The following is a 25033-nucleotide window of genomic DNA, read 5'->3' as shown; positions in this document are numbered from 1 at the left end:
GACATGGTCGTCAAAAAACTGTTAAAAAATGGGATAGGCTTATTCCAGCACCGACTGTTATCCGGTCGCTGCCTGGGGTGTCTGGCTCCGGCACAGCAGGATCTGCCTTTATGTGAAGATTGCCAAAAAAGCCTGACCCTGAATCATCACGCCTGCCAGCAATGCGCCATTCCTTTGCCTTTTGGCCTGCCTTTATCGCCGCCATCACCCGCACTTACATCTTCTGTTATGAACCATCCTGATGCCTGGCATAAGGGTCAAGCATTCTCAGAAAACACTTCTTTTATCAGCCCCACGACGATCAACACCTCGACGATTAAAGCCTCTGCGACTTTAACCTGCGCCAGCTGCCAACAGGATCAACCGCCCTATATTAAAACGCTATCGCCCTATCTTTATGCTTACCCACTGGATCGCTTTGTTAATCGCTTTAAACAGGATCGGCAACTGATCTACGGTCGCTTATTGGCTAGATTGATGGCCGATTATCTGGCGCAACACTACCAGACTCAGCCGCACACGCTACCGGATCAGATTATTGCGGTCCCTAGCCATAAAAAGCTCAGCTTTAATCGGGGTTTTAATCCTGCGGCCTTGTTAGCAGACGAAGTTTCCAAGACACTCAAACGACCCTTTAATCCAAAACTCTGTAAAAAAGTGGTCGCCACCAGTCCACAACATACCCTGGACCGTCAGGCCCGACTGAAAAACCTGTCTGGAAGCTTTGCTCTCACCGGTTCTGTGGAGCAACAGACCATCGCCGTGGTCGATGATGTGATGACAACGGGTGCGACAGCAGGTGTAATCGCGCAACTGTTAAGGGATAGTGGCGCACAGGCCGTGTATATCTGGACACTGGCCCGAACGCCTTATCACTCAACAGATGCTAAGAACAAATAGGTTTTTTCTTCTGAAACCAAAATCCTTCCAGGCTAAACAAAATCAACGCCAGCCAGATCAGGCTAAAGGTAATCAGTTTGCTGCTATCCAGCGTTTCACCATATAGGGTAACCGCTAAGGCAAAGGTGATACTGGGGGCCAGATATTGCATAAAGCCGATCATGGTCAGGCTTAAGCGTCTGGCCGATGCGGCAAAAAACAGCAGTGGCAAGCTGGTGACCAGGCCTGCCGCGACCAGCAACAGATCCAGTTTTAAAGTGATATGGCCAAAACCCAGCTCTCCCGCTTGAGCTAACCAGAACAGATAGACCAGTGCTGCCGGTAGCATAATCACCGTCTCAATCAACAGGCCAGAAATAGCATCCACGGGGATCTTTTTCCTAAGCAAACCATAGAAACCAAAACTAAAGGCCAGAACCAGTGCGACCCAGGGCAAGCTGCCATGCAGAATAAGCTGATACGCTACACCTAATCCCGCCAGACTTAATGCCAACCATTGCAGCGGCCTTAGCCGCTCAGACAGAAAAATCATGCCCAGGAAGATACTCACCAGTGGGTTCATAAAATAACCCAGGCTGGTTTCCAGAATACGGTGTTCACCGATGGCCCAGATAAAGGTCAGCCAGTTGATCGAGATAATCCCTGCGGTACAGATCAAACCCAGCAGCAACTTGGGCTGGCGAATAATGGCGATTACAGCCGGTAGCTTACGGCTGAAAATCACCAGAACAGACACAAACACCACAGACCAGAGCACCCGGTGGGTCAGCACCTCAAAAGGTGTGATTCCTTCTAACTGCTTAAAGTAAACCGGCGTCAGCCCCCAAAGACCGTAGGCTGCCAGTGCAAACCACAGGCCTTGTTTAAACTCTGCCTGCTGCGATGCGTTTACGGGTTGAGCTAGGCTTACGGGTTGAGAGAATTGCGACATAGCTAGACTCCCGAAGCTTCAGACTGTGGCGCTGATTGTTGCTGATCACTGCTTTTACTCGTGGCTGATGAGGTAGTACAAGAGTCTGAGCCAGAATCAGAGCCGGTCTTATTAATAGGATAGATCAGGTATTTGTACCAGAACTCATCGCTGCAACGACTTAGCAAACGTGTCGCTAAGGCAACGATGACCAGAGCAAAGACCAGGCGGAACCAGAGCACACCCGAGATATCCGCCCCCATTAGCAGCACCAGCAGGGTATCCTCAATCATGCTGTGGCACAGCGCGAGCAGCAGCATGGCAGAGAAGATATCCTTCGGTTGGATATGACCTGCTCTGGCCTCTTTAATCAGCAGGCCACCGCCAAAAGCCAACCCCAGTGTCACGCCGATAATCGTAATACTGGTCGCCTGAGGACTAATGCCCAATAAACGTAATACCGGTTGTAGCAGCCAGATCATCAGGCGTTCGATATGAATCCAACGCAAAAAACGCAGCAGGGTTAGCAGGGCACTGATCACTACAAAAATCATGACAAAGCTTTCCAGCTGCTGCAGCGCCCATTCCATTAATGAGGGGTTAGTCAGCTCCGGTTGCCACACCAGTTGCACGGGCTCCTGTAACCAGTCTCCCGCTTCATAGAGAGCGAACAGCAGTGCGCCATAGACAAAGGCACCGATAAAGCGAATTAAAAAGGCGACCATCATACGCACACCAGATTGCTGTACGATAGGCACCTCCACGGGTAGGCCATGGGCAATCAGTAGCATACCACTCAGTACGGTCACCTGAGCCACCGTCAAATTGGCTTCCGGGGCTAATTGGAAGAACAGCAGCATACCGGCGTAGATATTGGTCAGCAAGGTCGTGGTAAATACCAGCCCCATGGTCTCCGGCAAGCCCACCCAGGCCATCATGGGCTCTAACAGCTGACTAATAAATGGAATAGCACCCAGCTCTTCCAGAATCTTAACGACAACAATCACAGGGATCATCAGCTTAAACAGGGTATAGCACACCGACCAGATCTCCCGGGCCAGTGAAGGTAACGTGTTTCTTATCAATGAATGCAGTAATGCAGAGGGAGTGGCATTTACCATGGCTCAATTCCAGACTTGTGCGATATCGCTATAAATAACAGGGCAGTAAATCGGTTATTTGGGTTCAAACAGCAGGGACAAGTTTAAACCAGAGCAAAAGCGCAGGATTTCTTTGTATTACTTATTTTATCGAATATATTTCTTATTTATCCTATATAAGAAATTAGATAAGAAAAATAATGATCAAAAGGAAATAAAATTAACATGCCTCTGGATCGTATTGATAAGCATATTTTAAACCAGCTGCAACGGGACAATCGTATCAGCAATCAGGCACTGGCAGAGAAAGTGGGGTTATCGGCTCCGGCGTGTCTGAAGCGGGTACGCAAACTCCGTGAGAGCGGTATCATTATGGCGGATGTGTCGATCGTAAACCCCGAGGCGGTGGGCCATCGGATCAATGTGATTGTGGAAGTAGAGATGGACAGGGATCAGCTGGATATCTATGAGGCTTTTAACCGTAAGATGCTGGCAGCTCCCGAGGTGGCTCAGTGTTACCAGGTGACGGGTGAAGTGGACTTCTTATTGATGGTGCTGGTGCCGGATATGCAGGCTTATGAGGCATTTGCCCGTCGGGAGTTAGCCAGTGATCCCAATTTGAGAAAGTTCCGCTCTTTGATTTCATTGCGACGGGAAAAATTCCAAACTGCCATTGAACTGTAACGTCAATATGCCGCCTCACCGGCTGCGGTTACGATAGCGATCAGAGCGGGAAGGTGAAGCCTGGATTAGTTGATATAGGGCAATAAATGCCGATCTAACCGGCTTTGCTGCTTTCATCTTTCTTAGAGACTGTTTTACATTGAACGGTCCTTATTTTTATAAAGCGCCCTTAGCACCCGCCCCACAGAGGTGACCTGGGCTGACGCAACTTGGCGGAGAGATTCATGTTTTCTATCTATCAACTGTTTGGAGTCAACTCCAAGGAACAGTTTGCCGACCTGATTAGTGCCCGAGAGCATCAGGAGATCATTCGTCAACACAGGGCTGAGCTAATTGCCAGCCGTATCTACCCCTTTGCACTGGTGTTTGCGGTTTTAGTACCGTTGTGGGGGATACTTGATCTGATCTTTTTACCGCAAGAGATCGCCATGCAGTTTATGGTGATGCGTCCGATCTCTGGGGGCGTTTTTCTGGCATTGGCCTTTATCACGAAAAAACTCAAGATCGGCACCAAACGCGCACTTACCTGTCTGGTCTCCATGTTGATGGTACCCACGCTGTTTTACCAGTTCAGTTCACCTTTGATTGAGCAGGTTGAGCTAACCGGTATGGCAGATCTCCTGATTCATCTTTACGGTCTGCTGCCTTATGTCGTTATTGCCTCGCTGGCACTGTTTCCTCTGACCTTAAAAGAGTTCTCCCTACTGTCGCTGGTCTTAGTAGCCCTGGCTTCTATCGGGCTGTATCGTGCCGATGGCTCCGATATCACCATGCTGATGGTGCAGATGTGGCTGTTGCTGGTGATTCTTGGGGTTTCCATGTTCTCCAGTCTGCAACAGGTGCGCTATCTGATCTCCCAGATGGTCAAAGCCAGTTATGATGGTCTGACCAAGCTGCTGACCCGTCGTGCCGGTATGGATATTATGGAATCCCTGTTTCGGGCCACCGGTCTGCAGCAGTCCAATTTCTCCATTCTGTTTCTGGATCTGGATAAATTTAAGAATATCAACGATACCCTGGGCCATGATGCCGGTGATGAGGTCTTGCGCCAGGCCGCTAAAACCTTAGGTAACTGTATCCGTCGTGGTGACGCCGCGATCCGCTGGGGTGGAGAAGAGTTTCTGATTCTGCTGCCACATACTGATGCTGAAGCCGCTAAAAATGTGGTGCGTCGTATTATGGATCAGGGCTTAGCGGTATTGCCGGACGGCACACCTGTGACCGCCAGCATCGGTCTGGCTGAACAGGAAGAGGATCATACCCATTCATGGAAAGCCTTGGTAGATTTTGCTGATCAACGTTTGTACAAGGCCAAGCAAACCGGACGCGCCAAGTGTATCTGCCCGGATGGTAGCGAAGTGCTGTTTGGGGAAGGTAAAAATACTGAACAAGAGAAACCTGAGACAACAACTGCCTGACTAATACCGACAAGATAAGTTATTGCAGGCTGGAAAAGCCGTAAGCGCCTTCCAACAGTCATCTGGTATCGGAGTCAATGTCGGATGGCGCTTCGCTTATCCAGCCTAGTCTAATATCAAGACACTGATAGTTAGTAGTGATTAGTAATGATCAGTTGACCCCATCAGCGCTTACATCACACGCATCAGCCCCAAAAAGTCACCCTGTACTTCCAGTGTCAGGGTGACAACTGTGTCAGAGCGGTTACGCCAGAACCAGCCGTGATTACCATCAAAGGCCGCGACCAGTTCACCCTCTTGGCCTGGCTTATTACGGCCTTTGCCATAACCGTGGTAAGAGATCTCGGCATTATCACCGTGAGTATCAAAGTTCAGCTTGCCGCCCCCTGCAGCCCAACGGTACTGCACCTTGCTGCCTTTGTTCATACCCAGTTTTAGCTCTGCCGCTTGACCTGGAGCCAGTGTCAGCACACGTTTGTCCTGTTTAACAACAGGTTTTGGTTGTATTGACTCAGGTGTGGTTACAGGCGCTGTTTTTGCCATTTCTTGTATCGGTTGAGCAGTGCTCTTTGCAGGCTGTGTTTGTGCAAGAGCTTGGTTGCTTTGTTGAGCGCTCTGCTGAGACAACTGTTGCACTGTTTGTGGGGCCGATTTGGCTTTATCTGCTTCCGATTCTGCCGCCAGGCTGGTTTTAATCTCGCCCATTTCAGCCAGGCCTAAGCCACGACCAATACCCGTCGGGTCGATGGCATATTCTGCCGGTAGGATCACGGTGACCAGTAATACCATCGCAACTACAAAAGCGGCGAGGGTCGAGATTAACAGTTGTTTGCTGGAAGGCAGTTGGTCTTTGTTAGGTACTTCTGAGTTAAACATAATGTAAAACCTTTTAATGCGTTGTGTTGCGTCCGTTTGCTGTCTTCGGTGACAAAAACGGCGCTATACAATCAATGCTTTTGCCACAGATTGAAGCAGCATTTTCTGATGATGCTTTGCTGCTTAAGAGATGGTTTGCGCTTAAACCCTGTCTCTTATCAAGCGACAAGCCCTTATCAAGCGACAAAAAAGCCGACGATCTGATAACCCATCAACATAAAGCCCATACTCATCAGAGCAACATTGGCTAGGAAGGCATGGCGCATAAAGCGGTTATGCCGACGCCAGAAGCACATCAGAATCAGGATAAAGCTCAGCGCCAGTAACTGACCGATCTCAACACCGACATTAAAGGCGATCAGGTTGGCTAGCAGACCATCAGATGAGATCTCAAACTCCTGGATCTTGGTCGCGAGACCAAAACCGTGGAAGAAACCAAAGATCAGTGTCGCCAGCTTGGTATCCGGTTGTTTACCAAACCAACGCTGGAAGGCACCCAGGTTGTCCATCGCCTTGTACACCACCGATAGGCCGATAATGGCATCGATGATGTAAGCGCTGGCTTCAATATTGAAGTACACCCCAAGTAGCAGAGTGCTGGAGTGGCCAATGGCAAACAGGCTGACATAGACCGCCACATGACTCAGGCGATAGAGGAAGAAGATCACCCCAAACAGGAAGAGTAGGTGATCGTAACCGGTGACCATATGTTTGGCACCGAGGTAGATAAAGGGAATCAGCTGTACACCGCTGATTTCTTGAATATAACCCTGATCGCCGACGGCAACACCGTGGGCAAATAGGGTTTCGGAGAACAATAACAGACCGATCAGTGCCAACATATAAACAGGCACTAACCTGGTTTGGGAAAAAGGTAACGTCATAACTTAATCCAAAAATAACAATCGAGTTTGTCCCTCTGAGCTATAGCTGCCGTAAATAGGCGCATTAAGCTGGTATAGCCATCTGACTATAGAGGCAAACACAACAGTGCCTATGGCTGCTAAACCATTACGTCATAGGGCCATTACGCTATAGCGCGATCAGACTGCTATTAAGCAACCATCAAACCACTACGGAGCAGTGCTTAAGCAATAACAGAGGGCGTGAAGCCTCAAAATGCTATTTTGGGAGGACGTTTGGGGGGCTTAGGTCGAAAGAGGATGGCGCTATAGTGATAGCAGACCATTAATACCCAACAGGCCACCAATGCCAGCGCCTGTTGTAGGGTCAGGTAAACGGATTCGTGGCTGTGATCAGCCGGGTTATGGCCATGCAGATGATTCAGTTGTTGTTCCCGAGTATCACCGTCGCTATGAACATGACCGTGATCGTGTGATTCCGTTGTCAGCTGCTGATGTTGCTCCGTCTGGGCCTGCTCAAAGGCCAGAGGATTATGATGATCCACAAATAACTGAGGTAGCATCACCAGCGCAGGCAACAGCAGCACAAGCACCCAGAGGGGTACTGCGTGATTGCGGTTAAACGCTTGTAGATGTATCAGCGGATGTGTCATCAGTGTGAATAATCTCTTATCACGTACAGCTTGGTGGAATCACTATTATCAGGATGTCGAAGTATACCGCTTAACAGAGTGGTGGGTAGTGGAAAAGTTCCTGAAAAAATAAGCTTATTTATCCTGTTATAACATCTTTACCTGATTATAACTTTTTAGCCTGGTTATTACTTCGGTGTCGATATTGTTCTGCGCTAGAATAGCCTCTTTGTTGCTTTTTACGCGCTAAATACCCATTGGAATACCTATGACCCAAGTTGATTTCTATATCCTGCCTGCCACCGAACAGGAAAAGCAGTTATTGTTTGCCTGTCGTTTAACAGAGAAGGCCTGGCAGAGGGGGCATCAGGTTTTTATTCAGGCCAAAGATAAGACTCAGGCGGAACAGATTGATCAGCTGCTATGGCAGTTTCGTCCTGATAGTTTTATCCCCCATCTACTGATTGATGATGACAAAATCGACTCTGTACCTGTGGCGATTGGTTTTGGGGAACAGTGCGGGCAACATCACGATGTGATGATCAACTTATGTGAGCATATCCCGGATCATTTCAGTCGCTTTGAACGGGTCGCTGAGATTGTCTTTCAGCAGCAAACCCTGTTAGCGGCTAAACGTAATGACTGGCGCTTTTATCAACAACGGGGCTATCAGATGAATCGTCACGATATGAGACGCTAATTTCCCTCAACCTGTGGTGCTGCCCGGTTATCACAACCCCGCCAGCCATGTATAATCGACCGATTATTTAGCCTTTTTTCCGCTATCTGCCCAAGCCGATGATGCTATATCGCCTGAACAGGCCCGGTCTCGTTGGCCTCTTTGCAGCTAGCTTATCTAATTAAGTGACGTATTGAGCCTCATGGATAAAACCTATCAACCCGAACAGATTGAACGTACCTGGTATCAAAACTGGGAAGAGAACAAATACTTCCGCCCGTCCGGCGAAGGTGATGCTTATTCCATCGTGATTCCGCCGCCAAACGTCACGGGTAGTCTGCACATGGGTCACGCCTTCCAGCACACCATTATGGATGCGCTGACCCGTTACCGTCGTATGCAGGGCCGTAATGCGCTCTGGGTTGTGGGCACCGACCACGCAGGTATCGCTACTCAGATGGTTGTTGAGCGTAAGCTGGCCGCTGAAACCGGTGAAAGCCGCTACGATCTGGGCCGCGAGTCCTTCGTCGAGAAGATCTGGGAATGGAAAGAAGAGTCCGGCGGCACCATCACCAAACAGATGCGTCGTCTGGGCAACTCTGTGGATTGGGAAAACGAGCGTTTCACCATGGATTCCGGCTTCTACCACGCGGTACAGGAAGTCTTTATCCGTCTGCATGACGAGGGCCTGATCTACCGTGGTAAACGTCTGGTGAACTGGGATCCGAAACTGCACACCGCGATCTCCGATCTGGAAGTTGAGAACAAAGAAGTTAAAGGCAAGATGTGGTACCTGCGTTACCCGCTGGCCGATGGCGTTAAAACCGCTGCTGGTGAAGATCACATCGTGGTCGGTACGACTCGTCCAGAAACCCTGCTGGGCGATACCGGTGTAGCCGTAAACCCGGAAGATGAGCGTTACAAAGACCTGATCGGTAAGTTTGTTGAGCTGCCTTTAGTAGGCCGTCGTATTCCTATCGTAGGCGACGAGCACGCGGATATGGAGAAAGGCACCGGCTGCGTAAAAATCACTCCGGCGCACGACTTCAACGATAACGAAGTGGGCAAGCGCTGCGGTCTGCCGATGGTGAACATCCTGACCCTGAACGCCGACATCCGTGAAGAAGCTCAGACCTTCAACACCGATGGCTCCGTTAACGAAGAGATGGATACCTACATCCCGGAACAATACCGTGGCATGGAGCGCTTTGCCGCCCGTAAAGCGATTGTTGCCGAGATGGAAGAGAAGGGCCTGTTGGTTAAGATCGAAGAAAACGCCATGACCGTACCTTACGGCGACCGTGGTGGCGTGGTGATCGAGCCGATGCTGACGGATCAGTGGTTCTGCGATGCCAAAACACTGGCCAAACCAGCCATCGAAGCCGTTGAAAACGGCGACATCAAGTTTGTGCCTAAGCAGTACGAAAACATGTACTTCTCCTGGATGCGCGACATTCAGGACTGGTGTATCTCCCGTCAGCTGTGGTGGGGTCACCGTATTCCGGCCTTCTACGATAACGAAGGCAATGTTTACGTAGCCGCTTCTGCGGAAGCTGCGCGCGAGAAATACAATCTGGATCTGGAAACCGAGCTGCGTCAGGACGATGACGTACTGGATACCTGGTTCAGCTCCGCCCTGTGGACCTTCGGCACCATGGGCTGGCCGAACGATATCGAGAAGATGAAAACCTTCCACCCGACCGATACCCTGGTGACCGGTTTCGACATCATCTTCTTCTGGGTAGCCCGCATGATCATGATGACCATGCACTTCATCAAAGATGAAGATGGCAAACCACAGGTACCGTTCAAAAACGTCTACGTCACCGGTCTGATCCGTGATGAGAACGGCGATAAGATGTCCAAGTCCAAGGGTAACGTACTGGACCCGCTGGATATGATCGACGGTATCGATCTGGAAACCCTGCTGGAAAAACGCACCGGTAATATGATGCAGCCGCAGCTGGCTGAGAAGATCGGCAAGCGCACCAAGAAAGAGTTCCCGGAAGGCATCACCGCCCACGGTACCGACGCCCTGCGCTTCACACTGGCGGCACTGGCCTCTACCGGCCGTGACGTTAACTGGGATATGAAGCGTCTGGAAGGTTACCGTAACTTCTGTAACAAGATCTGGAACGCCGCCCGTTACGTGCTGACCAACACCGAAGGTCAGGATTGCGGTCAGAATGGTGAAGACGTAATTCTGTCGCTGGCAGACCGCTGGATTATCAGCAGCCTGCAGCGTACCGAAGAGACCGTCATGCGTCAGATGGACGAATACCGTTTCGATCTGGCCTCCCAGACCCTGTACGACTTTATCTGGAACCAGTATTGCGACTGGTATCTGGAGCTGTCCAAACCAGTACTGTGGGACGAGTCAGAAGGTGAAACCGAGGAAGAGAAAGCTCAGCTGGCGGCTCTGAAGCGCGGCACCCGTGGCACTCTGGTTCGCGTTCTGGAAGCGATCATGCGTCTGTCGCACCCAATTATGCCATTTATCACCGAAGAGATCTGGCAGCAGATCAAGGGGCTGGCGGGTAAAGAAGGCGACACCATCATGCTGCAGCCGTATCCGGCTCCTGTCGCTGAGCTAATCGACGAAGCGGCAGAAGCCGACATCGAGTGGCTGAAGTCTGTCATCGTCAGCATCCGTAACATCCGTGGCGAAATGAACATCGCTCCGGGTAAAGAACTGCCGGTTCTGATCCAGAACGGCAGCGACGAAGACTTCCGTCGCCTGCAGAGTAACTATGTTGCCCTGACCAAGCTGGCTAAGCTGGAAGCGATCACCTGGCTGGAAGCAGACGAAGAAGCACCGATGTCCGCCACCAAACTGGTGGGCAAGATGGAAGTGCTGGTACCTATGGCTGGTCTGATCGACAAAGATGCCGAGCTGGGTCGTCTGAAAAAAGAGATGGAAAAACTGCAGAAAGAAGTGGGCCGTCTGGAAGGCAAGCTGGGCAACGAGAAGTTTGTTGCCAGCGCGCCGGAAGAAGTGGTTGCCAAAGAGCGTGAGAAACTGACCGCAGCGAAAGAGTCTCAGGCTAAACTGCAGGAACAATACAAAAAGATTGAAGCATTGTAAGCGTACCTTTGTTGTTGGAAAAGCCCGGTTCGCCGGGCTTTTTTACGGCTGGACAAGCATTTTCTTACACTCTTCAATAGTTATTCAGGGTGATAAAGTATCTGTACACCCAACCAGTATTTACCTACACTAATCGTCCTAAAAAGCTTCGTTTGATAGGTCAGGATAAGGTCAGTTATGGATTACCCAATTCAACACCACATTATCTATGTGCACGGCTTCAATAGTTCTCCGGGTTCTTTTAAGGCACTGCAATTAAAAGCGTTTGTCGAGCAGAACCAGATTAACGCTCAATATCATGCACCTATGCTAAGCCACTGGCCTGAACAGGCGATGGCCAGATTGCAAGAGTTACTGACAACGATCAAAGAGAAGGACCTGGCAGCGGAAAAGATCACCCGTATCCTGCTGGTAGGCAGCTCCCTGGGTGGCTTCTACAGCACTTACCTGATGGCGCGTTATCCAGGTTTAAAAGCTTTTCTGATTAACCCTGCAGTATTTCCACAGGAGCTGTTGCCTGCTTACCTGGGACTCAATACAAACCTTTATACCGGTGAGCAGTACGAACTGACCCAAGATCATATGCAACAACTGCGCAAGCTGCATATGGCAGAACCGGCCTGCTGCCAGAACATTAAAGTTCTGCTCCAGACCAAAGATGAAGTGCTGGATTACCACCGCGCAGAAAACTACTACTGCCAGGCCGATGTCACCGTGATTGAAGGTGGCGATCATGGTTTCCAGAATTTTGAGCAGCACTTTACGACTCTGCTGGATTTTGCCGGTATCGATTATCCCGAACAGCTAACCATGCCGGAAGAAGATGAAGTGCTGAAGCTTAGGGCGCTGGTTTAAGCTTTTGACCGATAGATTTCAGAGAAAGCTTTATATAAAGGGCTTTAACAGAAGTATTCAGATACTTACCGGGCTATGTCCGGTGATAAACGACTTATTTTCAGATCTATTTTTTGCTGCAGCGCTGACACGATTTACAGAATTTCAGGAACATCTATGAGCACAGAGAACAATCAATACAACGCCCAGGCCATTGAGGTTTTAAGTGGTTTGGAGCCGGTGAAAAAGCGTCCGGGTATGTATACCGATACCACGCGACCCAATCACCTGGCTCAGGAGGTGATTGATAACAGTGTGGATGAAGCGCTGGCAGGCCATGCGCGTACTATTCAGGTCACTCTGTATAAAGATGGTTCCCTGTCGGTAGAAGATGATGGCCGGGGTATGCCAACCGATATTCACCCGGAGCATGGTGTCAGTGGTGTCGAGCTGATTCTGACCCGCCTGCATGCGGGTGGTAAATTCTCCAACAGCAACTACCAGTTCTCTGGTGGTTTGCACGGTGTGGGTGTATCTGTGGTTAACGCCCTGTCCACACGCTTGGAAGTGTACGTCAAACGCGGCGGTGAACAGCTGAAGATGGTGTTTGGCGACGGTGATAAGATCTCTGATCTGGAAGTGATCGGTACCGTTGGCAAGCGCAATACAGGGACCAAGGTTCATTTCTGGCCAGATGCCAAGTATTTTGATAGCCCTAAGGTCTCGATCACTAAACTGAAACATAATCTGCGTGCCAAAGCGGTACTGTGTCCCGGCTTGTGTATCCGTTTCCTGGATGAAGCCACGGGTGATGTTACCGAGTGGCAGTATGAAGACGGCCTGACCGATTACCTGAAGCAAGCCTCCGTAGACTGGGAAACCCTGCCTGCAACGCCGTTTATTGGCAGCTTCAGTGCCACCACCGAAGCGGTGGATTGGGCGCTGCACTGGTTACCGGAAGGCGGTGAGTTACTGGCTGAGAGCTATGTCAACCTGATCCCCACCGCTCAGGGTGGTACTCATGTCAATGGTCTGCGTACCGGTCTGCTGGAAGCACTGCGTGAATTCTGTGAATTCCGTAACCTGTTGCCCCGTGGTGTAAAACTATCGCCGGAAGATATCTGGGAACGCTGTAGCTATGTTCTGTCGGTGAAAATGCAGGACCCTCAATTCGCCGGTCAAACCAAAGAACGTTTATCCTCCCGTCAAACCGCCAGTTTTGTTTCCGGCGTGGTGAAAGATGCCTTTAGCCTGTGGTTAAACCAGCATACTGCTGAAGCTGAACAACTGGCGGAACTGGCCATTAGCTTTGCGCAGAAACGCCTGCGCGCCAGTAAAAAGGTCGCCCGCAAGAAGGTGACCTCGGGTCCTGCCCTACCGGGTAAACTTGCGGATTGTTCCGGTCAGGATACGGCTAACTCAGAACTGTTTCTGGTGGAGGGGGACTCAGCGGGTGGCTCAGCCAAGCAGGCTCGGGACCGGGAATATCAGGCGATTCTACCGCTGCGCGGTAAAATTCTGAACACCTGGGAGGTCAGCTCCGACCAGATTCTGGCCTCACAGGAGGTCCATGATATCGCGGTAGCTTTAGGCATTGATCCCGTATCCGAAGACCTCAGCGGACTGCGTTATGGCAAGGTATGCATTCTGGCGGATGCGGACTCTGACGGTCTGCACATTGCAACACTGATCTGTGCACTCTTTATTCGTCACTTCCCGGCTCTGGTCGATAACGGTCATGTTTATGTTGCGATGCCACCACTTTATCGGATCGATATTGGTAAAGAAGTGTATTACGCGCTGGATGATGATGAGAAACAGGGTATTTTGGATCGACTGGAAGCAGAGAACAAACGCGGTAAGATCAACGTACAGCGTTTTAAAGGCTTGGGTGAGATGAATCCGATACAACTGCGTGAAACCACCATGGATCGCAATACCCGACGTCTGGTTCAGCTCACTCGAGAGGAACACGATGGCACCATGGAAGTGATGGATATGTTACTGGCGAAGAAACGCTCCGGTGACCGCAAAGACTGGTTACAGCAATACGGCAATCTGGCCGAAGTGTAAGCACGCCCGAGCAAGTGCAGGCGCATTATCTATCATAGAGCCATCTTTAACAATGAATTAGAAATAGAGGCTGATACCCAATCAGCGCTCTTAGCACCTGACAGAACCAAGAAAGCCCGCACTCAATGCAGGCTTTTCTCTGTCAAGCTGTATGCTGTCACTGATCTTTTGAATTAATGCACAGGACAGTCAGGATGTTCGGCAATAAAGTGTGCCAGTACTTTGCGCAGTACACGCGCATGCGCCAGGTCATTTTTACGTTCTGCCTTTCTGATATCATCCAGAATAATTTTCCGGATCATGGGCTCACCGTTATGGCATAACAGATATTGTCCCAGTGCTGCAGCGATAATCGGATCCTGGTGCTCATGTTCGGCAATCGCAGCAACTTCATCGGCATTTAAGCCACACATATCCAGGCAATCTTGATAGGCTAACATGGCCTTACCCTCCTGAGCTCACAGGCTCTTTTGCTTTACAGTCCGTTGTTGTTATTGTTCGCTTCGTTTTTGCTTTTCCTGTCTATAGCATAGAACAGTTTTAAACAGAGAAAAGACGTATCGGAGCAAAAAGCGATTTGACTCAACGGTCATGCCGATATTGCTTCAGACCTGTAATTACCGTGTCTTATTGGTATGCTTTTGGCGTTTGCAGTGCAAAATTCTGATAAGAAAAGGTCGGTTGTTTAAAACATAAAAGCCCCGCTAAGCGGCTGGCTAACGGGGCATGGATTGTTTGGTATCAATCAATTAGTCGATCACCGCAAATGATCGAAGCTAAATAGGTGGTGGGTAGCGAATAGATAATACCATTCCCGATAAGTTTCTTGATATCTGAGTAGGTTGGATAAGCGAAGCGCCATCCGACATTTGCTCCTGTATCTGATGATTGTCGGAAAGCGCCTTGCGGCTTTTCCGACCTACAACAACTTATCTTGTTGGGTATAACTTGCCGTTTACACTCTATTTCCAGCTGGGATGAACGCGTTCTGTCAGATAGTTGGCCGGTTGCTCAACACCCTGAAGCTTACGACGAATCAGATCCAAACCGGTTCCGGCCACCATGGTTTGGAACAGCTTACGGTGATAAGGCAGATATAAACGCGCAGCATCAATCTGCTCGTGATCACCCCAGGCGATCCAAACGGTGCCTACCGGCTTGTCATCGCTACCACCATCGGGACCAGCAATACCGGATACGGCAATCACATAATCCGCTTCGGCTTTTTCCAAACCGCCTGCAGCCATCTCGCGCACGGTTTGTTCACTGACAGCACCATTTTCAATCAAGGTTGTCTCATTCACGCCAACCATTGCAGTTTTCTGGGCATTGGAATAAGTCACAAACCCTGCCTCAAATACCGCGGAAGAGCCAGGGACTGAGGTGATCATGGATGCGATTAAGCCGCCCGTGCAAGATTCAACGCAGGTAATCTTTTTCTGCTGCTCTGTCAGCAACTTAACCAACGCTTGTGCCTGACTCTCACTGCCGCTGCTGGTGATATTGTCTTGCAGCAGCTGAGTTAACTTATCCACATACTCCTGATGCAGAGCGTTATCCCGCTGGGCACTTTGCACCTTCACTTCCAGTGTGGGTGCTCCGGCGCGGAAACCCAGTTCCAGCTGCTTCGGCCAGTCCGGGATCTGATCAGCAATCAGCTGCTGCAAACGGGATTCACCCAGACCAAACGTGTGGAAGCGGTCCCGCACACAGGCGTTATCGGGATTTACCAGATTTTGCAGTGCCGGAATAATGGTTTGCTGCAGCATTACCTTTAGTTCACTGGGTACACCTGGGGTACAAACCACTAAACAATCGTTCAACGGCATCTGAAAGCCCACTGCTGTGCCTCTGGGGTTAGGCACAACCTCGCAGCCTTCAGGCAGGATAGTTTGCTTGAGATTAGCTGCATTGAGCTGAGCGTTACGCTGCTCACACCATTGCGTCAGATGAGCCAAAGCTTCAGCATTTTCCACCAGTTCGGTGCCTGTAGCTAAAGCCAGTGCCTGAGAGGTCATATCATCCGTGGTTGGGCCTAAACCACCATTCACAATTAACAGGTCAGCACTTTGGCTGATGTATTGGATCTCACCCACCAGCTGCTGCAAATTATCACCCACGGTCACCCGGCGCGTCACCGTGATACCCAGAGGCTGCAGCTGATCGGCAATCATAGCGGAGTTCGAATCGATGATGTCGCCGCTCATCAGTTCATTACCGGTCATCAATAGCTGAATATTCATATTCTTTTCCTTTGGCTTATTTAGGCTCTGTGTCACTCTTTTCTATGCCGCTCTTGTCTATGCAGTGACGACGCGGTTACGCCCTTGGTGTTTGGCAGAATACAGCGCCATATCGGCATTTTTCAGACTGCGCATATAGTCTGGGTGGCCATTAAACTGGGCGACGCCAAAGGACATGGAGACATTGACTGAGCGCTGACTTTCCAACTCAACCACCAGTTTTTCTACCTTCTCTCGAATCTGCTCCGCGACTTCTACCGCTTGCTCAACACTGGATTCCGGCAGGACCAGCAAAAACTCTTCACCACCGTAACGGAAGCTGTAGTCGCTGACACGCACCGAGTGACGCACGGTTTTGGCGACCTGTTCCAGTACCAAGTCACCGGCAGTATGACCGTAGATATCATTGATACGCTTAAAGTGGTCGATATCACACATAATCAGGGCATAGGCATTACCGGTCGCCAGTGCCATCTGGGTTTCTTTTTGCAGTACCGGGGCCATATGCTTGCGTTCGATCAAGCGGGTGAGCGAATCCTCTTTTGATGAATTCGCCAGCAGGGAGTTAGCCAGTTCTGACAGTAACCAGCCAATTTCGTTGGTGGCTTTGCTCATCTGACTACAGATCTCTTTCTGACGCAGTACAGGGTCACTTTCACTATGACTCAGGTGACGAATGTCGGAAGAGAGCATCTCCATGCGTTTTTTTATCTTGTCCGAGATATCGGCCTTAGGGGTGATCAGATCCATCTTATGATTCACCCATAAACCAAATTCGGAACGTTGCAACGAATCATCTGGCAGCTCTTTGCCTGACATCACCTGAAAGATATTATCACTCAACCAGTTAAACAGGTCGGAGCGGATGCGTTCTATCTCCAGGGCGATATCCTGACCGGATAGATTCAGACGTAGGGACATGGCGTTACGTTCATTTTCCACCATATCGTGCATATAGGCCTGGTTGATCATGCTCAGGCTGGATTCCAGGATACTGTTCACCAGACGGATCGCTTCCGCCAGATGTTCCCGGTCCATATCGGATTCCACCAGAATCTCAAAACAGCCGTTTTTCACCATCAGCATGGCGTTATCGACGATCGGCATAGGGACATCAATACGGGCATGGACCTGGCCGATCTGCAGCTGGCGCTCCACCAGTTGCTCCATCTCATGGCGCTCTTTAGGCGACAAAATCTCTTCCAGCCATTGTTGCAGACTGCCCTTTAAGCGAGTCTCGACCTGTTCGCTGTCCAGAAACTGACGCGCGGCATTATCTTCCAGCAGCTCTTTATAGAACACCTGAACCACATCCATATAGCGGGGCTGAATCACCGCACTGATCTCAGCCAGAATGCGGTTATTCTCTGGGGTATAGAGGTTGGTCAGGTAAAATTTTTCCAGCCCGTTCATAGGTCGCGTCAGCCTTCTCTGAGATATGTTTACATATTGTAACGTGATTGATTGCTGCTTGTATAAATGTATCTCCCCTCTAATTACAGGAGCAAAAGTAAAATTAAAAGCGGTGATCGTCTAATTCAACATATTCCAGAACTCAGGCGGACACGGTAGAATTCAGGTCTTTAACCGAAAGAAATGGGACGATGTAATGGGCAGAGCCTTTCAGAACCGTAAAGAATCCATGGCGAAGACGGCCGCCGCAAAAACCAAGGTGTACAGTAAGTACGGCCGCGAAATCTATGTGTGTGCAAAATCTGGCGGTATTGACCCGGATGGCAACCTGGCGCTACGCAGCTTGATTGATCGCGCGAAAAAAGATCAGGTACCATCTCACGTCATCGATAAAGCTATTGAAAAGGCAAAAGGTGGTGGTGGTGAGGATTTCTCTCCAGCCCGTTACGAAGGTTTTGGCCCTGGTGGCTGTGCGGTAATCGTTGACTGTCTGACCGACAACCCGAACCGCACCATTGGTGACGTACGTACCTGTTTCAACAAAGCAAAAGCTAAGCTGGGTACTGCTGGCACTGTAAGCCACATGTTCGATCACAGTGCAATCTTTGTCTTTGATGGCGATGATGAGGAAGCGGTACTGGAAGCCCTGATGATGGCTGACGTAGACGTGACCGATATTGAGTGCGAAAACGGCAAAGTCACGGTATTTGCACCACATACCGAATATTTCAAAGCCAAAACAGCACTGACTGAAAGCTTTGAAGGTATCGATCTGGACGTGGATGAGATTCAGTTTGTACCGCACAACACCACGCCGATCTCTGAGGAAGATGCGGAAACCATGGAAAAATTCCTGGAGCTGCTGAACTTCCTGGATGACGTACAAAACGTTTATCACAACGCTGAGTACTAATGGTTCGTTGACCCGATAACAGGTCGGGAAGCCTATAATACCAAACTAGGTAGGTTGTTGTAGGTTGGAAAAGCCGCAAGGCGCCTTCCGACAATTATCCGGTATCGGAGTCAGTGTCGGATGGCGCTTCGCTTATCCAACCTACTCTGATATCAAGAAACTTATTGGGAATGGTATATAAAAACAGTCGGTGGCTTGATAAAAGTACCGGCTGTTTTTTTATTGCAGATACTTTATCTCAAGCATCAGCGTTATACCAAACCAGATAAGTTGTAGGTCGGAGAAGCCGCAAGGCGCCTTCCGACAATTATCCGCTATCGGAGTCAGTGTCGGATGGCGCTTCGCTTATCCAACCTACTCTGATATCAAGAAACTTATCGGGAATGGTATTAGTTATTTCTTCGCGACGGCCATACCTTCATAACGTTGTTTAGCCTGTACCACCTTTTCGATATAGCGACGGGATTCTGCACTTGGGTGATTTTTATTCAGTTTCAGGTACACCTGCTGAGGTGTCAGGCTGTTAATCACAGTCACCGCATGTTTGCGATCCCGGGAGAAGGTTCTTAACACGTTACCCGCTCCGCCATTGTAAGCGGAGATAATACAGTACTCACGGGAGATAGGGTTGGTCACACCTTTTAGATAGATATCATCCAGAATACTCAGGTAAGCTGCCCCGGTATCGATATTATTGGCAGGGTTAAACAGGTAACTGCGACTGGGTTGACCACTCTTTTTCTTGATGCGCTGAAAGACATCCTTACCGGCGGTACTCGGCACGACCTGCATCAGGCCATAGGCCGGAATATGGCTGGTCGCATAAGGATTAAAGTGGCTCTCTGTTTCCATAATGCTGTAGATCAGAGCTTCGGAAACCTGATATTTCTGGGCAGATTGGCGCACCAAAGATTCATATTTTTGCCCCCGGACCTGCTGATGATTGGCTTCCATTGGGATCTGTACCCGATAGATGGTACGACTGCCGGATGAAATTCGCTCTAACTTATTCTCTACCAGCCAGGTAGCGTAGCGGTTAGCGCGCCATTCCCATTGTACAAACTTGCCCTCGTGATCTTTTACCTGACCTTGCAGCACAGAAGGGCCTTGAAAGGTAACCCCCTGATCGGAAAATATTTCAGGGTCTCGGTTCTCGTCGGGGGTAAGCAGAGTGGTGACAATCGCGTCATGCAGCCGCTGCTTATGGTCTCTGGATATCGCTGTTTCTACAATAATATTGCCCTTGGCAAAGTCCACCTCGCCCCGGCTTTCATAGCCCTTACCGTACTTCACGTATTTATCCGATGAGGGTTCCAGTACGTTATCATCCCCCCATATGATGCTGGCCTTTTTCTTTAGCTGGATCACTTTTTGTTCATAACGGCGATAGGCTTGCTCCAGCTCTGCCTGTACCTCTTTATATTCTTCGTACTCTTTCGCCAGCGCCGGGAAGCGGGAGATCCAGTCCGAGGCTTTTTGTTCAACGGCAGTACTATTCACCTTCACAACAGCTTGTTCTACAGGAGTGGGGCGTGTGTTGTTCTGTGTCGCAACTAACGGTTGAGTAGAACTTGCGGCTGGCTCTGATCCGAGTGGTGGGGCATCACCCAGCACTATCGTTGGCAGTTCTTCTGCCACAATTAAACCCTCAGGTTTTGATAGTGCCTGGGCGTTGACCGGAGAGGGTTTAAACACTGCGGTTACCTTTGGCGGCTCCACCTTGCTGACAGAAGGCATACCCGCATCTCCCCCTATAGGCTGACGGCTGGAAGCGATAAAGCCTCCGGGCGGCGGTAAAGGCGTCAGACTTTTAGGTGGATCAACCCGTTTGGTACTGGTGTGTGGATAACTGCTTGTGCCTCCTGTTACAACACAGCCGCTAAGAGCCAGCACAGAGATTAAAGCAGACAGTTTTTTCAGTCGTAGCGGTGCGTGCATAGAAGTCATCATACGTCAGGATCTACTGCCAAGGGTTCATATCAATCAGTCAAACATGCTGACAAAAAACAGCGCCGGGACTCCCTGATCAAGGGCAGAGGAAAACAGCATTGCTTTGTTGTTAGTGGCCATAATGATTAAGGCTTGCTCTGTAGTAGTGCAAACCCATGCCAACTCAGCCTGTTACCTGTTATAAGAGTTCTAATAAAACCCTAATGTTAACGGCGGTTCCACTAATTTTTGTTGCTGTTGTTGTAGTCCTGTCAGGTGCTCCTGCCACCAGTTGGCGTTGCCGAACTGAGGGAATGCCTGAATAAATGCGGGGTCCAGACGGCGCTGTGCCAACCAACCACTGTAGTAGATCATACGCAGTGCCCGCAGTGGCTCAACCAATACCAATTCATTGGTTGGGAAGGTGCGGTATTCCTCATAGCCCTCTGCGACTTCATTCAACCACTGTTTCTGCTGTAATGGGTCACCGCTAAGCAGCATCCAGATATCCTGCATGGCTGGAGCCATTCGGCAATCATCAAAATCGAGCATAATCAGTTCACCATCGCGCCAGAGAATATTACCGCCATGACAGTCACCCTGCACACGGATAGCTTGAGTATCAAAGCTTTTCAGCTGGTGATCAATCTGTTCCAGTAGCTGATCGGTCAGCTGCTGATAACGACCTTCAACGCCCTCAAGCAAGCCACTGTTCAATACATGTTGTTGAGCCGCTCTACCGTATTCCCTCATAGTGAGGTGCGGCCTATGCTGGAAGCTTTTCTGCTCACCGATGCTGTGCAAGCGCCCCAGAAACCGACCCAGCTCAAACAGATGCTCTTCGTTATCCAGCTCGGGAGCATGGCCTCCCCGACGGGTAAAAAGTGCCATACGGAAATGACCAAACTGGAACAGGGTTTGACCGTCTCTCTGCTCAGGTGCAACCACTGCCATACCTTGCTCTGCCAGCTCCAGACAAAAATCGTGCTCTTCCTGGATCTGAGCATCGCTCCAGCGCTCTGGGCGATAGAACTTTACGATCAATGGTGCGCTGTCTTCAATACCAACCTGAAACACCCGATTTTCGTAACTGTTCAGTGCCATTACCCGGCCATCGCAGTAAAACCCCAGATGTTCCACGGCATCCATCACCCGATTCGGGTCCAGTTGGTAATAGGGCTGCGATTCAATGTCAAATGTATTTTGTTCGTTCATGAGATAACCGGAGACTGTGCCGTAAACCTGAGAAGGCCGACCAGATGTATTTTGATATTCGAAAAGACGGAGAGTTTATCGCGCCCCATGAGATGCCATACTATTACATTACAACCCGTATCACACTATGCCAACCCGTATCACACTATGTCAGCCCGTATCACACTATGCCAACCCGTATCACACTATGTCAGCCCGTATCACACTATGTCAGCCCGTGTTGCTATGCTAGTCAGCAGGACAGTTAGATCCGTATATCGGTGTTATTCGCCTTTTTAACTGAAGCAGCCGCGGTAAGCCGTGCTTTAGAACGATATCGCAGCACTATAAAAATTGCCGGACACAGTTACGACCATCATCCTTGGCCTGATAAAGAGCGTTATCAGCACAATGGAGCGCCTGTTCAAGGTTATCACCCTGACGGGACAGGTAAGTGCCGATACTCACGGTCAGTGGCAAAGGTTCTCGTCCTGCAAAATCCGTTTCTTGTTTCTGGGGTTGTTGACTCTGAGTGCGGTCAGGATGAGGATGGTAATCGAGTCTAAACCCAGCAACTGTACGACAGATAGTTTCACTAAGAGCGCTCAGACGAGCGTGGTCGCATTCGGGGACACAGGCGAGAAACTCATCACCACCCCGGCGTCCAGAAAAACCAGACACACCTGCTTCCTGCTCTATCTGTTGCTCGATAATGCGTGCAACGGCAACCAGTGCTCTATCGCCACACGCGTGGCCATATTGGTCATTAATCTCTTTAAAGTAATCCAGGTCGATCCAGATAAAACCGATGTTATGGGCCTGGTCATTAAAGACTTGGTTTAAACGCTCAGTCATCCCACCTCGATTGTATAACTGAGTCAGTGTATCGGTCCTGGATTGCGCCTCCAGAGCCTGGGTACGGGCTTTGACTTTATTTTCCAGTTCGGTGCGGTATTGATCTACCGCATCGGCCATCTCTGAAAAGTGGCGAATCAGATCTCCCACTTCACCTTTGCCTCTCAGATCAACAGTGACCGGCTTTGCTGCCTGCACCTGAGTAATCGCTGTATTCAGGCGCTGGACTGGACGTAACACCATACGTTGCAACAGTAGGTTAAACAAGATGATCAAAGCGATAATCGTCAGGGTGTAGACCAAAAAAATACCGCCAAAGCGGCTTAATGGCAGTAGCTTCGCAATATCAATAAAGGTGATTTCGTACCAGTTCAGTTCTGGAATATAGGCAACAGCCATCAGCTGCCGACGTCCCTCACTGACCACAAACTCACTGATAACTTTATCCCTCTGTTTGCGGGCTTCTGTCATGATCAGATCAACTCTCTTGTGATCGCTGTCATTATCCAGATATTGATAGATATACTGTTGATGGGCTTTCGGAGCGCTAATACTGGAGAAGGAGATCCGGGTTCGCTGCGGATGAAGCTGCACACTGGCTGTCTGGTCAACAAACAGGTTAGTCACTCCTTCATCCGTATTATTGACGATCTGATTGAGAAAGTGGCTCAGATTAAGCCCTGTACCCACAACGCCTAGAGGCTCACCACCATCATTCAGTAAAGCGTTAATCCAGAGCTTGGTAACGCCTAGCTCACTGTCCAGGTTTACGTTGATATGCAGTTCCAGTTGCTGTTTTAAGACGCGGAAGAACCAAGCATCTTTAGGTGAGTTCTCATCCAGTCGATAACGCAACTGTTGGCCTGCATAGCTGTTATTAGCATCGTTATGGAAATACTCGCCGCTTTTTTTCAGCGCAACAAAGTAGTTCATTTCAGCAAAGTTAAAGCGAAAGTTTTCCATCTCCTGCAAGGCGGCACGACGTAAGGTGTCATCATCTGGGTTACGGGCATAGGCCACTAACGAGGAGGATTTAGCAAACTGAAGTGCCAGAGCAATTTCCCGCATAATAGGTTGCAGGGTACGCTCTCTGTCGTAGAGCACCTGCTTTTCTGCATAACGCAACGCCCATTCTTCAATAATCTGTTCTGCCAGCGTTTTGACTGATGACCAGACTGCTATTGACGAGATTAGCAGTAACAGAGCTGACAATAGAAAGAAGCGCAGTTTCAGGCTCATAAAGGAAATATTCTAGTTTTATCGAACCATCATCCTAACCTTTATTAATTTAAAAAGCATTTCCAATGCCTTTTATTTTTTAGCAAAAAACCGCGTAAACCCTCGCCCAATACGGGCGGGGAGCAGTCACTTAGCCATCCAACGAAAAACCTTGATACCAATGGGCTGATTGTAAAAAGGAGAGCTTAGCTCTCCTTTTTTAACGGCATGGCATAAATGCCAATGAAACGTGTGCTATCGTGACTGCTTGAAGTGGATCTTGGACAGGGTTTTAATTATTAACCGTTTGATCATCTTCACTGCCATCACGCAAAGCCAGTTCCAGCTGATTCTGATAACGGTCTTGAGCGCGCTTCATATCACTACAGGCTTTCAGGTAGTTATTCTCACATGCTTTTTTATACCAGTTCATAGAGGCCGCATAGTTCGGTTTGCGCTTAGGGTAGCCCTCATACAATACACCAAGATTATATTGAGCCACCGCAACACCTTTATTAGCCACACGCTGAAGCAGGTTCGAAGCAGTCAGTAAATCCGTCCGGGTTCCCAAACCATAATAGTACATGTAAGCCAGAGACAACTCCGCACGGGTATGCCCTTGTTTTGCGGCCTGACTATACCAGCGCAAAGCCTCTGTGTAATTTTGTTTACCATCAGGGCCATCTTCGTAGATACGCGCCAGTTGATACTGGGCTTCAGCATTATCGCCCTGAGCAGCTTTAAATAACCAGTGACGGGCCTTACTCATATTGATGCCGTTACCCTGGCCTTTTTTATACATCATACCCAGTTGAAACTGAGCCTGATTAAAAGACTTCTCGGCCGCTTGTTTAATCCACTGAAAGGCTTTGACTTCGCTTTGGCTGGCATCGATTAATGTCAGATAAGCCATGCCCAGACGATACATCGCTTCAGGGTCACCTTGATTGGCAGCCTTTTCGTACCAGAAGTATGCTTGCTTAGGATCAGCCTCATCTCCCTGACCCGCCTGATACATACGCCCCAGCATAAGCTGAGCCTTAACATCACCTTTTTCTGCTTCTGGTAGAAAATGGTTCAGGGCATGGGTGTATAGCTCCTGCTCATAAAAAGCCATCGCCTGTTTAAACGATGCATTAACTTGAGATGAGAAGGCAACAAAACAGAGGGAAAGAAGTGCAGTAAGCGTTTTCAGATACGTCATCGTAACCCCG

General features: G+C 49.5%; 21 protein-coding genes. 9 read left to right on the top strand and 12 right to left on the bottom strand.

Annotation, left to right across the window (positions count from 1 at the left end):
- Positions 1–3 precede the first annotated feature (3 nt).
- Complete coding sequence (locus H579_RS27480) at positions 4–900, top strand: ComFC family protein (RefSeq protein WP_051227171.1); 897 nt, start codon at positions 4–6, stop codon at positions 898–900.
- On the opposite strand, the gene rarD is transcribed toward H579_RS27480, so the two are convergent.
- Positions 887–1831: an EamA family transporter RarD gene (gene rarD, locus H579_RS0100430; RefSeq protein ID WP_051227170.1), complete on the bottom strand. Its 945-nt coding sequence runs from the start codon at positions 1829–1831 to the stop codon at positions 887–889. The two genes, H579_RS27480 and rarD, sit on opposite strands and share 14 nt — an antisense overlap.
- A gap of 2 nt (positions 1832–1833) precedes the next feature.
- Complete coding sequence (locus H579_RS23635) at positions 1834–2931, bottom strand: hypothetical protein (protein WP_211224639.1); 1098 nt, start codon at positions 2929–2931, stop codon at positions 1834–1836.
- Positions 2932–3135: 204 nt separating this feature from the next.
- On the opposite strand from H579_RS23635, the gene H579_RS0100420 reads away from it, so the two are divergent.
- Both H579_RS0100420 and H579_RS0100415 read left to right on the top strand, forming a co-directional pair.
- Positions 3136–3594 carry an Lrp/AsnC family transcriptional regulator gene (locus tag H579_RS0100420; RefSeq protein WP_028299025.1) on the top strand — a complete coding sequence of 153 codons (459 nt, stop codon included), beginning with the start codon at positions 3136–3138 and terminating at the stop codon, positions 3592–3594.
- A gap of 224 nt (positions 3595–3818) precedes the next feature.
- Positions 3819–5012: a GGDEF domain-containing protein gene (locus H579_RS0100415; protein ID WP_028299024.1), complete on the top strand. Its 1194-nt coding sequence runs from the start codon at positions 3819–3821 to the stop codon at positions 5010–5012.
- A 171-nt stretch (positions 5013–5183) separates the two neighbouring features.
- On the opposite strand, the gene H579_RS0100410 is transcribed toward H579_RS0100415, so the two are convergent.
- The 3 genes from H579_RS0100410 to H579_RS23630 form a co-directional block, all read right to left on the bottom strand.
- Entirely contained in the window at positions 5184–5888 is a 705-nt protein-coding gene (locus tag H579_RS0100410) for a hypothetical protein (protein ID WP_028299023.1), read from the bottom strand.
- Positions 5889–6064: 176 nt separating this feature from the next.
- The gene (locus tag H579_RS0100405) at positions 6065–6772 is read right to left on the bottom strand and encodes a HupE/UreJ family protein (protein ID WP_028299022.1); all 708 of its coding nucleotides are present in this window, start codon (positions 6770–6772) and stop codon (positions 6065–6067) included.
- Positions 6773–7002: 230 nt separating this feature from the next.
- Positions 7003–7404: a hypothetical protein gene (locus tag H579_RS23630; protein ID WP_036564926.1), complete on the bottom strand. Its 402-nt coding sequence runs from the start codon at positions 7402–7404 to the stop codon at positions 7003–7005.
- 247 nt (positions 7405–7651) lie between these two features.
- On the opposite strand from H579_RS23630, the gene H579_RS0100395 reads away from it, so the two are divergent.
- The 4 genes from H579_RS0100395 (at position 7652) to parE (ending at position 14054) form a co-directional block, all read left to right on the top strand.
- Positions 7652–8083, top strand: coding sequence for a DNA polymerase III subunit chi (locus tag H579_RS0100395; RefSeq protein WP_028299021.1), 432 nt, complete (start codon positions 7652–7654; stop codon positions 8081–8083).
- A gap of 181 nt (positions 8084–8264) precedes the next feature.
- Positions 8265–11147, top strand: a complete 2883-nt coding sequence (locus H579_RS0100390; RefSeq protein ID WP_028299020.1) for a valine--tRNA ligase — start codon at positions 8265–8267, stop codon at positions 11145–11147.
- A 177-nt stretch (positions 11148–11324) separates the two neighbouring features.
- Positions 11325–12002 carry a YqiA/YcfP family alpha/beta fold hydrolase gene (locus tag H579_RS23625; RefSeq protein WP_051227169.1) on the top strand — a complete coding sequence of 226 codons (678 nt, stop codon included), beginning with the start codon at positions 11325–11327 and terminating at the stop codon, positions 12000–12002.
- A 156-nt stretch (positions 12003–12158) separates the two neighbouring features.
- The gene (parE, locus tag H579_RS0100380; protein ID WP_028299019.1) at positions 12159–14054 is read left to right on the top strand and encodes a DNA topoisomerase IV subunit B; all 1896 of its coding nucleotides are present in this window, start codon (positions 12159–12161) and stop codon (positions 14052–14054) included.
- 173 nt (positions 14055–14227) lie between these two features.
- Here the strand turns inward: parE and H579_RS0100375 are convergent, their stop codons facing one another.
- From H579_RS0100375 to H579_RS0100365, 3 genes are all read right to left on the bottom strand, one after another.
- Complete coding sequence (locus tag H579_RS0100375; RefSeq protein WP_028299018.1) at positions 14228–14494, bottom strand: hypothetical protein; 267 nt, start codon at positions 14492–14494, stop codon at positions 14228–14230.
- A 522-nt stretch (positions 14495–15016) separates the two neighbouring features.
- A complete protein-coding gene (locus H579_RS0100370; protein ID WP_028299017.1) occupies positions 15017–16297 on the bottom strand; it encodes a CinA family nicotinamide mononucleotide deamidase-related protein in 1281 nt (426 codons plus the stop codon).
- Between the two features lie 57 nt (positions 16298–16354).
- Positions 16355–17710 carry a GGDEF domain-containing protein gene (locus tag H579_RS0100365; RefSeq protein ID WP_028299016.1) on the bottom strand — a complete coding sequence of 452 codons (1356 nt, stop codon included), beginning with the start codon at positions 17708–17710 and terminating at the stop codon, positions 16355–16357.
- A gap of 196 nt (positions 17711–17906) precedes the next feature.
- Here H579_RS0100365 and H579_RS0100360 point away from each other — a divergent pair, with 196 nt between their 5' ends.
- A complete protein-coding gene (locus tag H579_RS0100360; RefSeq protein WP_028299015.1) occupies positions 17907–18623 on the top strand; it encodes a YebC/PmpR family DNA-binding transcriptional regulator in 717 nt (238 codons plus the stop codon).
- A gap of 393 nt (positions 18624–19016) precedes the next feature.
- On the opposite strand, the gene mltC is transcribed toward H579_RS0100360, so the two are convergent.
- Complete coding sequence (mltC, locus tag H579_RS27475; RefSeq protein ID WP_084623729.1) at positions 19017–20573, bottom strand: membrane-bound lytic murein transglycosylase MltC; 1557 nt, start codon at positions 20571–20573, stop codon at positions 19017–19019.
- Between the two features lie 189 nt (positions 20574–20762).
- Positions 20763–21767, bottom strand: coding sequence for a serine/threonine protein kinase (locus H579_RS0100350; RefSeq protein WP_036564924.1), 1005 nt, complete (start codon positions 21765–21767; stop codon positions 20763–20765).
- 44 nt (positions 21768–21811) lie between these two features.
- Between H579_RS0100350 and H579_RS29015 the strand changes: the two genes are divergently transcribed.
- Positions 21812–22015, top strand: a complete 204-nt coding sequence (locus H579_RS29015; protein WP_157834522.1) for a hypothetical protein — start codon at positions 21812–21814, stop codon at positions 22013–22015.
- A gap of 76 nt (positions 22016–22091) precedes the next feature.
- Here the strand turns inward: H579_RS29015 and H579_RS0100345 are convergent, their stop codons facing one another.
- Together H579_RS0100345 and H579_RS23615 are read right to left on the bottom strand one after the other, a co-directional pair.
- Positions 22092–23840 (bottom strand): GGDEF domain-containing protein, encoded by a 1749-nt coding sequence (locus H579_RS0100345; RefSeq protein ID WP_028299013.1) that lies wholly within the window; start codon positions 23838–23840, stop codon positions 22092–22094.
- A 271-nt stretch (positions 23841–24111) separates the two neighbouring features.
- Complete coding sequence (locus H579_RS23615; RefSeq protein ID WP_084623726.1) at positions 24112–25023, bottom strand: SEL1-like repeat protein; 912 nt, start codon at positions 25021–25023, stop codon at positions 24112–24114.
- Positions 25024–25033: the final 10 nt, after the last annotated feature.

It is taken from the genome of Oceanospirillum beijerinckii DSM 7166 (assembly GCF_000422425.1).
GTDB lineage: Bacteria > Pseudomonadota > Gammaproteobacteria > Pseudomonadales > Halomonadaceae > Oceanospirillum > Oceanospirillum beijerinckii.
The sequence above is the reverse complement of the archived record's forward strand: the minus strand, read 5'-3'. Positions and strand labels throughout refer to the sequence as shown.

Bases quoted from the DNA above. Each gene is read 5' to 3' on its own strand.
- H579_RS27480 (WP_051227171.1), top strand. From the start codon at position 4: ATGGTCGTCAAAAAACTGTTAAAAAATGGGATAGGCTTATTCCAGCAC.
- rarD (WP_051227170.1), bottom strand. From the start codon at position 1,831: ATGTCGCAATTCTCTCAACCCGTAAGCCTAGCTCAACCCGTAAACGCA.
- H579_RS23635 (WP_211224639.1), bottom strand. From the start codon at position 2,931: ATGGTAAATGCCACTCCCTCTGCATTACTGCATTCATTGATAAGAAAC.
- H579_RS0100420 (WP_028299025.1), top strand. From the start codon at position 3,136: ATGCCTCTGGATCGTATTGATAAGCATATTTTAAACCAGCTGCAACGG.
- H579_RS0100415 (WP_028299024.1), top strand. From the start codon at position 3,819: ATGTTTTCTATCTATCAACTGTTTGGAGTCAACTCCAAGGAACAGTTT.
- H579_RS0100410 (WP_028299023.1), bottom strand. From the start codon at position 5,888: ATGTTTAACTCAGAAGTACCTAACAAAGACCAACTGCCTTCCAGCAAA.
- H579_RS0100405 (WP_028299022.1), bottom strand. From the start codon at position 6,772: ATGACGTTACCTTTTTCCCAAACCAGGTTAGTGCCTGTTTATATGTTG.
- H579_RS23630 (WP_036564926.1), bottom strand. From the start codon at position 7,404: ATGACACATCCGCTGATACATCTACAAGCGTTTAACCGCAATCACGCA.
- H579_RS0100395 (WP_028299021.1), top strand. From the start codon at position 7,652: ATGACCCAAGTTGATTTCTATATCCTGCCTGCCACCGAACAGGAAAAG.
- H579_RS0100390 (WP_028299020.1), top strand. From the start codon at position 8,265: ATGGATAAAACCTATCAACCCGAACAGATTGAACGTACCTGGTATCAA.
- H579_RS23625 (WP_051227169.1), top strand. From the start codon at position 11,325: ATGGATTACCCAATTCAACACCACATTATCTATGTGCACGGCTTCAAT.
- parE (WP_028299019.1), top strand. From the start codon at position 12,159: ATGAGCACAGAGAACAATCAATACAACGCCCAGGCCATTGAGGTTTTA.
- H579_RS0100375 (WP_028299018.1), bottom strand. From the start codon at position 14,494: ATGTTAGCCTATCAAGATTGCCTGGATATGTGTGGCTTAAATGCCGAT.
- H579_RS0100370 (WP_028299017.1), bottom strand. From the start codon at position 16,297: ATGAATATTCAGCTATTGATGACCGGTAATGAACTGATGAGCGGCGAC.
- H579_RS0100365 (WP_028299016.1), bottom strand. From the start codon at position 17,710: ATGAACGGGCTGGAAAAATTTTACCTGACCAACCTCTATACCCCAGAG.
- H579_RS0100360 (WP_028299015.1), top strand. From the start codon at position 17,907: ATGGGCAGAGCCTTTCAGAACCGTAAAGAATCCATGGCGAAGACGGCC.
- mltC (WP_084623729.1), bottom strand. From the start codon at position 20,573: ATGATGACTTCTATGCACGCACCGCTACGACTGAAAAAACTGTCTGCT.
- H579_RS0100350 (WP_036564924.1), bottom strand. From the start codon at position 21,767: ATGAACGAACAAAATACATTTGACATTGAATCGCAGCCCTATTACCAA.
- H579_RS29015 (WP_157834522.1), top strand. From the start codon at position 21,812: ATGTATTTTGATATTCGAAAAGACGGAGAGTTTATCGCGCCCCATGAG.
- H579_RS0100345 (WP_028299013.1), bottom strand. From the start codon at position 23,840: ATGAGCCTGAAACTGCGCTTCTTTCTATTGTCAGCTCTGTTACTGCTA.
- H579_RS23615 (WP_084623726.1), bottom strand. From the start codon at position 25,023: ATGACGTATCTGAAAACGCTTACTGCACTTCTTTCCCTCTGTTTTGTT.